Annotated in this window: 12 protein-coding genes and 1 pseudogene; 10 read left to right on the forward strand and 3 right to left on the reverse strand. The window is 69.8% G+C overall.

The genetic code is table 11. The features are described 5' to 3' along the window. Positions 1-8: 8 nt before the first annotated feature. Positions 9-371 (reverse strand): annotated as a pseudogene (locus tag CRP49_RS27565) (transposase); the annotation flags it as partial. A 280-nt stretch (positions 372-651) separates the two neighbouring features. On the opposite strand from CRP49_RS27565, the gene CRP49_RS27570 reads away from it, so the two are divergent. The 9 genes from CRP49_RS27570 (at position 652) to CRP49_RS27610 (ending at position 9,146) form a co-directional block, all read left to right on the forward strand. Further along, a complete protein-coding gene (locus tag CRP49_RS27570) occupies positions 652-1,314 on the forward strand; it encodes a GAP family protein (RefSeq protein WP_097255793.1) in 663 nt (220 codons plus the stop codon). Positions 1,315-1,432: 118 nt separating this feature from the next. Further along, positions 1,433-2,119 (forward strand): ribulose-phosphate 3-epimerase, encoded by a 687-nt coding sequence (rpe, locus tag CRP49_RS27575; RefSeq protein WP_097255794.1) that lies wholly within the window; start codon positions 1,433-1,435, stop codon positions 2,117-2,119. 90 nt (positions 2,120-2,209) lie between these two features. Next, positions 2,210-3,253: a sugar-binding transcriptional regulator gene (locus CRP49_RS27580; RefSeq protein WP_094220753.1), complete on the forward strand. Its 1,044-nt coding sequence runs from the start codon at positions 2,210-2,212 to the stop codon at positions 3,251-3,253. Between the two features lie 50 nt (positions 3,254-3,303). After that, complete coding sequence (locus tag CRP49_RS27585) at positions 3,304-3,783, forward strand: ribonuclease domain-containing protein (RefSeq protein ID WP_097255795.1); 480 nt, start codon at positions 3,304-3,306, stop codon at positions 3,781-3,783. Beyond that, positions 3,780-4,109, forward strand: coding sequence for a barstar family protein (locus CRP49_RS27590; RefSeq protein WP_094220755.1), 330 nt, complete (start codon positions 3,780-3,782; stop codon positions 4,107-4,109). Before CRP49_RS27585 ends, CRP49_RS27590 begins: the two co-directional genes overlap by 4 nt. A gap of 133 nt (positions 4,110-4,242) precedes the next feature. Further along, a complete protein-coding gene (locus CRP49_RS27595) occupies positions 4,243-5,685 on the forward strand; it encodes a GuaB1 family IMP dehydrogenase-related protein (RefSeq protein WP_179851769.1) in 1,443 nt (480 codons plus the stop codon). A 344-nt stretch (positions 5,686-6,029) separates the two neighbouring features. Further along, the gene (locus tag CRP49_RS27600; protein ID WP_097255797.1) at positions 6,030-7,496 is read left to right on the forward strand and encodes an amino acid permease; all 1,467 of its coding nucleotides are present in this window, start codon (positions 6,030-6,032) and stop codon (positions 7,494-7,496) included. 10 nt (positions 7,497-7,506) lie between these two features. Then, positions 7,507-7,959: an Lrp/AsnC family transcriptional regulator gene (locus CRP49_RS27605; RefSeq protein WP_046726552.1), complete on the forward strand. Its 453-nt coding sequence runs from the start codon at positions 7,507-7,509 to the stop codon at positions 7,957-7,959. Positions 7,960-8,033: 74 nt separating this feature from the next. Next, the gene (locus CRP49_RS27610) at positions 8,034-9,146 is read left to right on the forward strand and encodes an aminotransferase class V-fold PLP-dependent enzyme (RefSeq protein WP_097255798.1); all 1,113 of its coding nucleotides are present in this window, start codon (positions 8,034-8,036) and stop codon (positions 9,144-9,146) included. Here CRP49_RS27610 and CRP49_RS27615 read toward each other — a convergent pair. Then, positions 9,067-10,632, reverse strand: coding sequence for a long-chain fatty acid--CoA ligase (locus CRP49_RS27615; protein ID WP_097257561.1), 1,566 nt, complete (start codon positions 10,630-10,632; stop codon positions 9,067-9,069). The genes CRP49_RS27610 and CRP49_RS27615 overlap by 80 nt on opposite strands. A gap of 117 nt (positions 10,633-10,749) precedes the next feature. Between CRP49_RS27615 and CRP49_RS27625 the strand changes: the two genes are divergently transcribed. Next, positions 10,750-12,012 (forward strand): CdaR family transcriptional regulator, encoded by a 1,263-nt coding sequence (locus tag CRP49_RS27625; RefSeq protein ID WP_143670031.1) that lies wholly within the window; start codon positions 10,750-10,752, stop codon positions 12,010-12,012. Between the two features lie 50 nt (positions 12,013-12,062). On the opposite strand, the gene CRP49_RS27630 is transcribed toward CRP49_RS27625, so the two are convergent. Further along, on the reverse strand, positions 12,063-12,842 hold the full coding sequence (locus CRP49_RS27630; RefSeq protein WP_097255801.1) for a crotonase/enoyl-CoA hydratase family protein: 780 nt from the start codon (positions 12,840-12,842) through the stop codon (positions 12,063-12,065). Positions 12,843-12,889 lie beyond the last annotated feature (47 nt).

A 12,889-nucleotide genomic window follows, 5' to 3' on the forward strand; every position in this document is an offset into this window, starting at 1 on the left:
CCGGATCCGACGATCTCGACGTCGATGCCGAGGGCGGCCCCGTGCGTGACGACCTGGTTCTTGAAGCCCTGGTCGACCAGGGCCTTGCTGACCGAGCCGCCGGTCGCGACGGCGACGTGGTCGAGCAGAGCGATGCCAGCGGCGTTGTCGTGGACACTCGCGGCCAGCATGGTAGTCGCCGGCTCCTCTCCCGTCTTCGGGGGCAGGTCGTTCGGCAACGGGGCCCGCTGACAGCCGGTCCGGGACTGGTAGAGGATCGCGTTCACGTTCTCCAGCATCGGATAGCGGCCCTGGTGGCCGCTCACGGGACGGTGCCGGTTCTTCCAGGCCGTGAGCACTGGCGCGATCAACGCCCACTGCTCGTCGGACAAGTCGCTCTGGTACGGGACGTTCCGGCTCCGCCCACACCATCAAGCGACACCAGAACCACTCATAGACTCACGAACCGCCCACTGGATCTGGGGCCTTTTGGGGATTGGCCAAGATCGTGAGACGGAACCGGGTCGGCCACCACTGAGACGGCTGAGGATCCCCAGGTCAGAGCATTGGGTTTGGCCAAGAAAAACGAGAACCTACAGCGGCCGCAGCCGGGAGGTGCGGTCGGCCGCCCCCGCCTACGCTCGGGGTGTCCCGACACGGTGGGGTTTCGCCATGGTCCTCGATCTGCTGCTCATCGCGCTTGCCATCACGCTCGATCCGCTGCCGCTCACCGCGTTCGTCCTGGTGGTGGCGTCGGCGAAGGGCGTGTGGAAGGGACTCGTCTTCATCCTGAGCTGGCTGGCGTGCCTGGTCGCGGTGATCGCCCTCGTCCTGGCCCTGACCGGCGGACACCCACCGGCACCGAGATCGACGCCGTCGAAGGCCGCGCTCGCGGCGAAGCTGGCGATCGGGGTGGGACTCGTCGTCTACGGCGTACACCGACGCCGACGGATGGTCGCCGAACGCGCCCACCGTCACGCACCGGAGCAGCCGAGCCTGACGTCCGAACTCGACCGCAGCACGGTGTGGACCTCGGCGGGCCTGGCGGTACTGCTGCAACCGTGGGGCATGGTCGCGGCGGGGGCGACGGAGGTCGTGTCCGCGGACCTGTCCCACCCGGTGACCTGGCTGGTCCTCTTCGCCTTCTGTCTGCTCGCCACAGCGAGTCTGCTGGCCATCGAGCTGTATGTGGTGTTCGCGCCGGAGAAGGCCAAGCCCCGGCTGCTCCGCCTGCGTGCCTGGATGAAGGGCCACCAGCAGCAGGCGATCGTGATCCTCTGTCTGGGCCTCGGGTTCTGGCTCACCGGGAAGAGCATCTACCAGCTCACCGCGTGAAACACGCCCTGCAGGCCGGTTGTCCACAGGCGCCCTCATACGGTCGTACAAGTGCGATGAACGGTCTCGCCTGTGGACGGCGCGAACATCAGTGCCCCGGACATGGCAGTCTTGGGGCATGGCCGCGCAGATCAACCCCAGCATCCTGTCCGCCGACTTCGCCCGCCTCGCGGACGAGGCGAAGGCGGTCGAGGGAGCCGACTGGCTCCACGTCGACGTGATGGACAACCATTTCGTCCCCAACCTCACGCTCGGCGTGCCGGTCGTGGAGTCCCTGGCCCGTGCGACGGACACCCCGCTGGACTGCCATCTGATGATCGAGAACCCCGATCGCTGGGCCCCCCAGTACGTCGAGGCGGGCGCCTCGTCCGTCACCTTCCACGTGGAGGCGGCGGCCGCGCCCGTGCGGCTCGCCCGGGAGATCCGCGCCAAGGGCGCCCGCGCCTCCATGGCGCTGAAGCCCGCCACGCCGATCGAGCCGTACGAGGACCTGCTCCCGGAACTCGACATGCTGCTGATCATGACGGTCGAGCCGGGCTTCGGCGGCCAGGCCTTCCTCGACATCATGCTGCCCAAGATCCGTCGCACCCGTGAGCTGATCGGCAAGCACGGTCTCCAGCTGTGGCTGCAGGTCGACGGCGGTGTGTCGGCGTCCACGATCGAGCAGTGCGCGGACGCGGGAGCGGACGTCTTCGTCGCCGGTTCGGCGGTGTACGGGGCCACGGACCCCGCCGAGGCGGTGCGGGCGCTGCGCGCCCAGGCGGATTCCGCGACCGCCAAGGCCTCCTGGGCATGCGACCACTGAGCCACGGCTACGTGAACGGTTAAGTGCTCGGCGCCCTTCAGGGCAGATCAGTTCCGCCGAATCTGCAAGGATGAACGGCGAATCCAGAGTGTGAACAGCAGTGAGGAGATCGCCGTGTCGGGTATGTCGGCGGGCCGGTCAGCCATGCGGATGGGACCCGCTGAGCTGGTGCAGGCGGCGGCCATGGCCCGCCGCTTCTACCTCGAGGGCAAGTCCAAGATCCAGATCGCGGAGGAGTTCGGCGTCAGCCGCTTCAAAGTGGCCCGGGTCCTGGAGACCGCCCTCGAACGGGATCTCGTACGCATCGAGATCCGCGTGCCGGCCGAACTGGACGCCGAGCGCTCCGACGCGCTCCGTGCCCGGTACGGCCTGAGGCACGCCGTCGTGGTCGAGTCCCCGGCCGAGGCCGAGGAGACCCCCGACCCCGAGAACCTCGGCGAGGTCGCCGCCGACCTGCTCGGCGAGCTCGTCAACGAAGGGGACGTGCTCGGGCTGGCCTGGGGCCGGTCCACCATCCACATGGCGGCGGCGCTCGACCGGCTGCCGCCCTGCACGGTGGTGCAGCTGACGGGCGTGTACGACGCCGGGACGTCCGAGCGCGGCTCGGTCGAGGCGGTGCGGCGTGCCGCGCAGGTGTCGGGCGGTGACGCGCACCCCATCTACGCGCCGATGCTGCTGCCGGACGCGGCCACCGCGGCCGCGCTGCGCAACCAGACCGGGATCGCGCGGGCCTACGAGTACTTCGACAAGGTCACGGTCGCCTGTGTCTCCATCGGCTCCTGGGAGCCGGGCATCTCGACGGTGCACGACATGCTCAGCGACGAGGAGCGCGCGCACTACGCCTCGCTCGGTGTCGCCGCCGAGATGGCCGCGCACCTCTTCGACGCCGAGGGGCGCCGGGTCGGACGGGACCTGGGGGAGCGGTGCATCACGGTCAAGGCCGACCAGCTCCGCCGTGTCCCCGAGGTCGTGGCGATCGCGGGTGGGCAGCGCAAGGCGTCCGCGATCGACGCGGTGCTGCGCTCCGGGCTGGTCACCAGCCTGGTGACCGACACCTCGGCCGCCGACTACCTGATGACGGCGGGGCCGACGCCGAAGCCCGCGCTCAGCCGCGCGGACCCGGACGGGGTCTGACGGCGGGTCGTGGCGACGCCGTGACGGGGCGGCCGTGGCAGCATCGGCGCATGCTGCTGCGGTTCGTCCCCTCGCCGCTCCCGCGGCGCGTGCCGCGCGCACGCGCCGGGCTGCTGGTCCGTCTCTCCGTCCTGCTCTCTGCCCTGCTCGCTGTCCTGCTCTCGGTTCTGCTTTCCGTCCTGCTGACGGGCTGCTCGTCGGGCACGGGCACCGCGACGGTCTCGGGCGCGTCGACTCCTGCGTGGGCCCAGGGCATGGGCACCGTCCAGGAGTCGCGGCTGCCGGCCGAGGCCCGGCAGACCCTCGCCCTCATCGACAAGGGCGGGCCCTTCCCGTACGCCAGGGACGGGGTCGTCTTCGGGAACTTCGAGGGGCTGCTGCCCAAGCACCAGCGCGGCTATTACCACGAGTACACGGTGAAGACGCCCGGCTCGCGCGACCGCGGGGCGCGCCGCATCGTCACCGGGCAGGGCGGGGAGATCTACTACACCGATGATCACTACAACTCGTTCCGGGCGGTGCTGAGATGAGCGAAGACCTGGCGGACCGGCTCACGGTCACCCTCGACCTCGGGGGAGTCACGGACAAGGCGGGCCTGATGGACCGTACGGCCCGGGCCCTGGCGCTGCCCGACTGGTTCGGCCGCAACTGGGACGCGCTGGTGGACTCGCTCTCCGACCACACCGTCTGGCCCGAGGGCGCCGTCGAGCAGGGACTGCTGGTCGTCGTACGGGGCTGGCAGCCGTACGCCGAGGCGAGGCCGGACGAGTGGCGGACCGCGCAGGACGTGTTCGCCGAGGCGGTGGACCGCACCCCGGCGCTCTCCGTCGTCCTGGCCCTTGGAGGATCCTCCTAGGGCTGCTCCGACCAGCCTGGATGTTCTGTGGGGGCATGACGGGGTCCCCGTCATGGGAGAATGAAGTACGTGCTCTTTTCCCCCTGGCGCACCCGTCGGGGGGTCACCTCTGATCGACTGGGATGTGTGGCACGTGCGTTTCCTCAATGACATCCAGCCCCCGTACGACCTGACGTACGACGACGTGTTCATGGTGCCCAGCCGCTCCGCGGTGGGCTCGCGTCAGGGCGTGGACCTCGCCTCGCCCGACGGCACGGGCACCACCATCCCGCTCGTCGTCGCCAACATGACCGCGATCGCCGGCCGCCGTATGGCCGAGACGGTCGCCCGGCGCGGCGGCCTGGTGGTCATCCCGCAGGACATTCCGATCGACGTGGTCACCGACGTCATCAGCTGGGTGAAGAGCCGCCACCTGGTGCTGGACACCCCGATCGTGCTGGCCCCGCACCAGACCGTCGCCGACGCCCTGGCCCTGCTGCCCAAGCGGGCGCACAACGCCGGTGTGGTCGTCGACGAGGACCACCGGCCCGTCGGTGTCGTCACCGACGCGGACCTGAGCGGCGTGGACCGCTTCACCCAGCTCGAAGTGGTCATGTCCAAGGACCTGCTGCTGCTCGACGCGGACATCGACCCGCACGAGGCCTTCAGCACCCTGGACACGCACAACCGCCGCTACGCCCCGGCCGTGGACAAGGACGGCAAGCTCGCCGGCATCCTGACCCGCAAGGGCGCCCTGCGCGCCACGCTGTACTCGCCGGCCACCGACGCCGACGGCAAGCTGCGCATCGCCGCCGCCGTCGGTGTCAACGGCGACTTCGTGGGCAAGGCCAAGCAGCTGCTCGACGCGGGCGTGGACACGCTCGTCATCGACACCGCGCACGGCCACCAGGAGTCGATGATCAACGCGATCAAGCAGGTGCGCGCCCTCGACCCGAAGGTGCCGATCGTCGCGGGCAACATCGTCTCCGCCGAGGGCGTCAAGGACCTGATCGACGCGGGCGCGGACATCATCAAGGTCGGTGTCGGCCCGGGCGCGATGTGCACCACCCGCATGATGACCGGCGTGGGCCGGCCGCAGTTCTCGGCCGTCCTGGAGTGTGCCGCCGAGGCGAAGAAGTACGGCAAGCACGTGTGGGCCGACGGCGGTGTCCGGCACCCGCGCGACGTGGCCATGGCCCTCGCGGCCGGCGCGTCCAACGTGATGGTCGGCTCCTGGTTCGCGGGCACCTACGAGTCCCCGGGCGACCTCCAGCAGGACGCGGGCGGCCGCCTGTACAAGGAGTCGTTCGGCATGGCCTCCGCGCGCGCGGTGAGCAACCGTACGTCCGAAGGATCCGCCTACGACCGGGCCCGCAAGGCGCTGTTCGAGGAGGGCATCTCCACCTCCCGGATGTTCCTCGACCCGGCCCGTCCGGGCGTCGAGGACCTGATCGACTCGATCATCGCGGGCGTCCGTTCCTCCTGCACCTACGCCGGTGCCGCCTCCCTGGAGGAGTTCGCCGAGAAGGCCATCGTCGGCATCCAGAGCGCCGCCGGCTACGCCGAGGGCAAGCCGCTGCACGCCAGCTGGAGCTGAGCCGAGCCGCTCGCGGACGGCCCCTCTTCGGCCCCTGTTCTCCCGGTGACGGGAGGACGGGGGCCGTCGGCGTTTCCGGGCTTCGGGCGGACGGTGAAAAAGGGGCCTGTGAGGCGCCTGTGCAACGGTCGAAAGCCCGCGCGCAACGAATGGACACGGCGCGCCGAGGAACGCAATGATCTTGCGGCCATGCGCAAGGTTGCTGCATTACAAGGGCAACGCTCCAGCTCATAGGGTGCTGCGCTGTACGTAGTGTGGCGGGGACTCCGCTCGGTGGGTTCCTGCCCTGGCAGGCGTCCGCCGGTCCCTACCCGCTCTGACCGGCAGCGAGAAGGAGCCAGCGAGTGCTCGACCAAGGCGCACCCCCGCAGAACCAGAGAACGGCCGCCCCCGCGTCCCCGGGCGTCGCCGCGCGCCTCATGCGTCGCAAGCCCGTGGAACGCCTGGTCGCGGAGGGCGGCCAGGGCGAGGGAGGGCAGCTGAAGCGCTCCCTCGGGCTGTGGCAGCTGACCATGATCAGCATCGGTGCCACGCTCGGCACCGGCATCTTCGTCGTCCTCGGCGACGCCGTTCCGGAGGCCGGTCCCGCGGTCACCCTGGCCTTCGTGATCGCCGGTCTCACGGCTCTGTTCTCGGCCCTGTCGTACGCCGAACTGGCGGGCAGCATCCCGGTCGCCGGCTCCTCGTACTCGTATGCGTACGCAACGCTGGGTGAGCTGGTCGCCTGGGTCTGCGGCTGGTGCCTGGTGCTGGAGTACGGCGTGTCGGTGGCCGCTGTCGCCGTCGGCTGGGGCGAGTACCTGAACCAGCTGCTCGACGGCACCATCGGTGTCACCATCCCGGACGCCCTGTCCTCGGCCCCGGGCGAGGGCGGCATCATCAACCTGCCCGCCCTGATCGTCGTCCTGCTGGCGATGGTGTTCCTGCTCGGTGGCGCGCGGGAGTCCGCCCGCGCCAACACGATCATGGTCTGTGTGAAGATCGTCGCCCTCGTGCTGTTCTGCGCGGTCGGCTTCATGGGCTTCAAGTCCGGCAACTACGCCGACTTCATGCCGCTCGGCATGACCGGTGTCAGCGCCGCCGGTGCCACGCTGTTCTTCTCGTACATCGGCTTCGACGCCGCCTCCACCGCCGGTGAGGAGGCCAAGAACCCCAAGCGGGACCTGCCGCGGGCGATCATGCTGTCGCTGATCATCGTGACCGCGCTGTACGTGCTCGTCGCGGCCGTCGCCGTCGGCGCCTGGAACTGGAAGAAGTTCGACGGCTCGGAGGCCACCCTCGCCGCGATCATGAACGATGTCACCGGCCAGACCTTCTGGGGCACCCTGCTCGCGCTGGGTGCGGTCATCTCCATCGCGAGCGTGGTGCTCACCGTGCTCTACGGCCAGACCCGCATCCTGTTCGCGATGGCCCGGGACGGCCTGGTGCCGAAGGCGCTCGGCAAGGTCCACCCGAAGACCGGCGCTCCCCGCCTCAACACGGTGATCGTGTCCCTGTTCTGCGGCGTGCTCGCCGCCCTCATCCCGCTGGGCAAGCTCGTCGACGCCACCAGCATCGGCACGCTGTTCGCCTTCGGCCTGGTCAACATCGCGGTCATCGTCCTGCGGTTCAAGCGGCCGGAGCTGGAGCGCACGTTCAAGGTGCCGTTCGGTCCGGTCCTGCCGGTGCTGGGCTTCCTGTTCTGCGCGTACAACATGTTCAGCCTCGACACCATCACCTGGGTCGTCTTCGGGTGCTGGATGGCCGTCGGGCTCGTGTTCTACTTCGTGTACGGCTATCGCCGGTCCCGACTCGCAACACCTGAGAGCTGATCAACCCAACGTGCTGAACGATCTCGACGAACGCATCGTGCACGCCCTCGCCGAGGACGCCCGCCGCTCCTACGCGGACATCGGGCAACTGGTCGGCCTGTCCGCGCCCGCCGTCAAGCGGCGCGTGGACCGGCTGCGGGCCACCGGAGCCATCACCGGATTCACCGTCCGGGTCGATCCCGCGGCGCTCGGCTGGGAGACCGAGGGGTTCGTCGAGATCTACTGCCGGCGCAACACCTCGCCGGAGACCATCCAGCGGGGCCTGGAGCGCTACCAGGAGGTCGTGGCCGCGTCCACGGTCACCGGCGAGGCGGACGCGGTCGTCCAGGTCTTCGCGTCCGACATGCGGCACTTCGAGCGGGTGCTGGAGCGGATCGCCGGGGAGCCGTTCGTGGAGCGGACCAAGTCGGTGCTGGTGCTTTCGCCGTTGCTGCGGAGGTTCTCGTCGGGGGCGCCGGGCTAGAGCCTGCCAGGCGTCGCGCGACAGGCGGGAATTCTCAGACAGGCCCTACGCACCGTCCCGAAAGGACGAGCCCCGTGCTCACGTCGTACGCAGATCACTTCGACACGCCCGCCGGGTATCTCGACTTCGCACGGTTCGGTCCGCCGTCGCGGGACGCCGTGGCCGCCACCGTGCGGGCCATGGAGGAGTCCGCCGGCGCCGACCACACCACCGTGGACGGTCTGATGGGCGCGGAAGGCGTGGCGCGGGACACGGCCGCCCGGCTCGCGGGCACGGACGCCCGGCACACCGTGCTGCTCCCCAACGCGTCCACCGGCCTGTTCCACGCCGCTCTCGGCATCCGGGAAGGGGTGGTCCTCGCGCCGCGCACCGACTTCCCGGCCAACCACTATCCGTGGCGCCGGACGGCGGACCTGGGCCGGGCCACGCCGCGCTGGCTCGACCCGGCGTCCGGCGGCGGAGTCACCCCTGACCTGGTCCGCGCCGCGCTGACCGACGACGTCGTCGCCGTGTCCGTCAGCGCCGTGGATTTCCGCACCGGCTTCCGCGCCGACCTGGCGGCGCTGCGCGAGGCGATCGGACCGGACCGGCTGCTGATCGTGGACGCCATCCAGGCGTTCGGCGTGGCCGGGATGGACTGGGACGCGGCCGACGTGCTGGTCGCGGGCGGTCAGAAATGGCTGCGCGCGGGATGGGCCACCGGCTTCGCGACGCTGTCCGACCGCGCGCTGGAATCCCTGGAGCCGGTGCTCACCGGCTGGACGGGCGTCGAGGACGTCGGCCTCTTCGACGGAGCGGAGCACCTGCCCGCCCCGGACGCGCGCCGGTGGTCGATCACCCATCTCAGCCCGGTGACGGCCGCCTCGTTCGCGGCCGCACTGGACCTCGTCGAGCGGTACACCGTCGCGGCGATCGAGGCCGCGATCGCGACGCGGATCGCCGAACTCACCGACGTCGTCCAGGAGTACGGCGGCCAGGTCCTTTCCCCCACCGACCCGGCGCGGCGCGCGGGCATCCTCTCCTTCGCGATGCCGGACCACGATCCGTCCCTCATCGCGAAGGCGTTGCATGCCGAGGGTGTCACTCCGACGGTGCGCACCGACTCGCTCAGGCTCTCCCCGCACGCCTCGACCCCGCCGGAGGCGTCCGATCGGGTCGCTGCCGCGCTGTCGTCGTTGCGGAACTGAACCCGGCCGGCGGGACGATCTCCCTCTTCAGGATCTTGCCGGTGGGTCCCTTGGGCAGTGCGTCAGCGATCCACACCTTCCGCGGGTACTTGTAGGCGGCGACCTGACGTTTGACGTACTCACGCAGCTCCTCGGCCGTCACCCGGGCACCCGCTTTGAGAACGACCGCCGCACCGACCTCCTCACCGAGATCGGGGTCGGGCAGGCCGATGACCGCGGCGTCGGCGACCGCGGGGTGCTCGTACAGCACGTCTTCGAGTTCGCGGGGGTACACGTTGTAGCCGCCCCGAATGATCACGTCCTTCGTCCGTCCGACGACCCAGAAATATCCGTCCTGGTCGACCCGGCCGAGGTCGCCGGTGTGGAGCCAGCCGTCGCGGATCGTGGCGGCGGTCTCCTCGGGGCGTTGCCAGTACCGCTTCATCACGTTGTGCCCGCGGATGACGATCTCGCCGGTCTCCCCCTGCGGTACCTCCGTGCCGTTGTCGACCACCCGCATCTCGACGCCCGGGATCGGGGTGCCGACCGAGCCGGGCCTGGGTCCGGCCTGCAGGGTGTTGAACGAGGCGACGGGCGAGGTCTCCGACAGTCCGTACCCTTCGAGCACGACGCAGTCGAACGCGGCCTGGAAGTCATGCAGCACCTGGACCGGCATCGCCGCGCCGCCGGCGAGGGCCACGCTCAGCCGGGAGACGTCGTAGGCGTCGCGATCGGGCTGCCGCAGCAGCCTGCTGTACACCGTCGGCACCCCGGCGAAGACGGTCACCCCGTGCTCGGCGAGAATGCCCAGCGCCTTCGCCGCGTCGAAGCGCGGCAGCAGCGTCAGACACGCGCCGGTGGTGACAGCGGCGTTGAGTGTGCAGGTCTGTCCGAAGGCGTGGAACAGGGGCAGCCCACCGAAAATGACGTCATCGCCGGTGAGTTGGAACAGCTCCGAGGCCACGACGTGGCAGTTGCGGGTGAGGTTGGCGTGGGTCAGTTCGGCGCCCTTCGGCTCACCGGTCGTCCCCGAGGTGTAGAGAATGACCGCGGTGTCGTCCTCGTTCCGGCCGGCCGGGTCGGCAACGGGTTGGGCTGCTCCCGTCAACTCGTCCAGTGCGCCGGGACCGACGACGACCGCCTCGGCCTCCGTCTGCCGGGCACCGGCCCGTGCCTCGTCGGCGAAGTCCTGCCAGGCGAACAGCAGCCGGGCACCCGAGTCGCCGAGGTAGTAGGCGACTTCACGGGACTTGAGCAGGGGGTTCATCGGGACGATGATGCCGCCGGCCCGGAGTACGCCGTAGTAGACGAGGGCGAACTCCGGCACGTTGGGCAGCATGATCGCGACTCGGTCCCCGGGTTCGACGCCGCGGTCGTGGAGCAGTCCCGCCATGCGGGCGCTGCCCTGGTCGAGCGCGCGATAGGAGACGGAGGTGTCCCCGAGGCGGAGCGCGGCGCGATCCGGATGGGTACGGGCGCTGCCGACCAGTTGGGATGCGAGGTTCATGCTCACGCGAATCACCCCTCGGGTGGGAATTGGTGCTCATCAACTATTCCGTTTGGCTGTTCTGTCGGCGGTGTTCGCGCAGCGGAGGGATCAGGAGCCGCCCTGTAGGATTGGGGCATGGCTGCGGAGCATCCCGAGGCCGCGAAACAACTGTCCGTGGTCGCGGAGAACGTCGAGGTGCACCTTTCGGAGGTCGGCCGCGACGTCGTCGACAATGTCATGGCCGAGGTGCCCGAGCTCAGGGGTGACACAACCGTCGTCAAGATCCTGCAGGCAAGTTGCGAGGAAAATATCGCCACATTGCTGCACGTTTTCGAGAACAATATTTCTCTGGAAAACGTCGAGGGCCCTGCAGCCGCTTTCGAGTACGCCAGGAGACTGGCCCAGAGGGATGTCCCCCTCAGCGCGATGGCCAGGGCCTACAGGATCGGCCACTGGCGCTTTCTGCAGTGGTGTCTGGACGAGCTCGACCGACAGGGCGTCGACTACGAGCTGTACGCCGCGACCAACCGGCGCATGCTGCAGGTGAGCTTCGGTTACATCGACCGGGTGACCGAACACGTCATCGTGACCTACCAACTGGAACGCGATCACTGGCTGCTCAGTCAGAGCGCCGCGCGCGCCGCGCGCGTGCGGGACATCCTCGACGAGAAGGACGTCGACCTCAACTGGGCCGAGCCGGCTCTTGGTTACCGCCTCCGGCAGAACCACCTCGGGTTGGTGGTCTGGCTGCCCACGCTCACGGACGAGGGGGCGGGACTGGCCCGACTCGACCGGATCACCTGCGAGATCGCCCGGGAACTCGACTGCCCCGGCCGGCCGCTGTTCGTCCCCCGGGACGCGGTGCTGTCCTGGGCCTGGCTGCCGATCGGCTCGCGCGACGACGTCTCCTGGCAGGAGGTGTCGAACGTGGTCGAGCGCAGCGAGCCCTCCGTGCACGTGTGCGCCGGGGGCGTCGGGTACGGCATCGAGGGATTCCGGTCCACGCATCGGCAGGCACTGCGCACGCAGGAACTCGCGGCAGCGGCGAATCCTGCCCGCCAGTTCACCGACTTCTCCACGGTGGCTCCCATCGCCCTGATGGCCACGAACATCGACGACATGCGCGCCTGGGTGTGGGGCGTCCTGGGTCCGCTGGCCGTCGACGACGAGAACTCCGCACGGCTTCGGGAGACCGCGCACATATTCCTGGACTCCGGCTGCAGTTATACCGCCACCGCCAGCACTCAGATTCTGCACAAGAACACCGTCCAGTACCGAATCCGGAAAGCCGAGGAAATCATGGGACGCCCGGTCCAGAAAGGGCACACCGATCTGGAGGTCGCGCTGCGCGCCGTCCAGTACCTCGGCTCGACACTTCTTCGTACCGACCCCGAATGACGTGCGAAAGCCTCGGTCATCGTCGGGCGCCCTTTCTCGCGGTGTGGAGGTCAGCGGCCCTGCCAGTGCGGTTCGCGCCGTTCCGCGAAGGCGTGGGCGCCCTCCTGTGCGTCGTGGGACGCCAGAACCGGCGCGACGATCCGGTCCTGCTCGGCGAAGGCGTCCTGGTCGGAGAAGGCTCGCCGCTCGTTGACGACCTGCTTCACGGCGGCCACGGCCAGGGGCGCGTTGTGCGCGATGCTGGTGGCCAGTTCCAGGGCCCGCTTCAGGGCCTGACCCGGTTCCGTGAGGTGATTGACCAGGCCGAGTCGCTCGGCCCGCTCGGCCGGCAGGGGGTCGCCGGTGAGCAGCAGCTCCAGGGCGATGTTGCGCGGGATGCGCTCGGGCAGGCGCAGCATGCCTCCCTCGGGCGGCACGATCCCGTAGTGGACCTCGGTCTGGCCGAAGGTGGCGTTCTTCGCGGCCACGATCATGTCGCAGGCGAGCGCCATCTCGGTTCCGCCACCCAGGGCGTAGCCCTCGACGGCGGCGATGAGCGGGGTCCTGATCCGGGCGCGGGTCATGCCGGCGAAGCCCCGTCCTTCGACGATGGGCTTGTCCCCGGCCGCGAAGGCCTTGAGGTCCATGCCCGCGCTGAAGACGCCACCCGCCCCGGTGAGGATCCCGACCAGCAGGTCGTCGCGGGACTCCAGGTGGTCGACGGCGGCCGCCAGGGCCCGGGCGGTGGCTCCGTCGATGGCGTTGCGGGCCTTCGGCCGGTCGATCGTGATCACGAAGATGCCGTCTCGTTCCTCGGTGCGCACCGTTGGGGTGCCAGTGGCCGCGCTCATAGCGGTGATTCCCTTCTCCCCCCGGTTCCCTCGTCCCCCCGGCGCCC

Source organism: Streptomyces sp. Ag109_G2-15 (assembly GCF_900215565.1).
GTDB lineage: Bacteria > Actinomycetota > Actinomycetes > Streptomycetales > Streptomycetaceae > Streptomyces > Streptomyces diastatochromogenes.

Coding starts and splice junctions, on each gene's coding strand:
- CRP49_RS27570 (WP_097255793.1), top strand. CDS start 652: ATGGTCCTCGATCTGCTGCTCATCGCGCTTGCCATCACGCTCGATCCG.
- rpe (WP_097255794.1), top strand. CDS start 1,433: ATGGCCGCGCAGATCAACCCCAGCATCCTGTCCGCCGACTTCGCCCGC.
- CRP49_RS27585 (WP_097255795.1), top strand. CDS start 3,304: ATGCTGCTGCGGTTCGTCCCCTCGCCGCTCCCGCGGCGCGTGCCGCGC.
- CRP49_RS27590 (WP_094220755.1), top strand. CDS start 3,780: ATGAGCGAAGACCTGGCGGACCGGCTCACGGTCACCCTCGACCTCGGG.
- CRP49_RS27615 (WP_097257561.1), bottom strand. CDS start 10,632: ATGAACCTCGCATCCCAACTGGTCGGCAGCGCCCGTACCCATCCGGAT.
- CRP49_RS27625 (WP_143670031.1), top strand. CDS start 10,750: ATGGCTGCGGAGCATCCCGAGGCCGCGAAACAACTGTCCGTGGTCGCG.
- CRP49_RS27630 (WP_097255801.1), bottom strand. CDS start 12,842: ATGAGCGCGGCCACTGGCACCCCAACGGTGCGCACCGAGGAACGAGAC.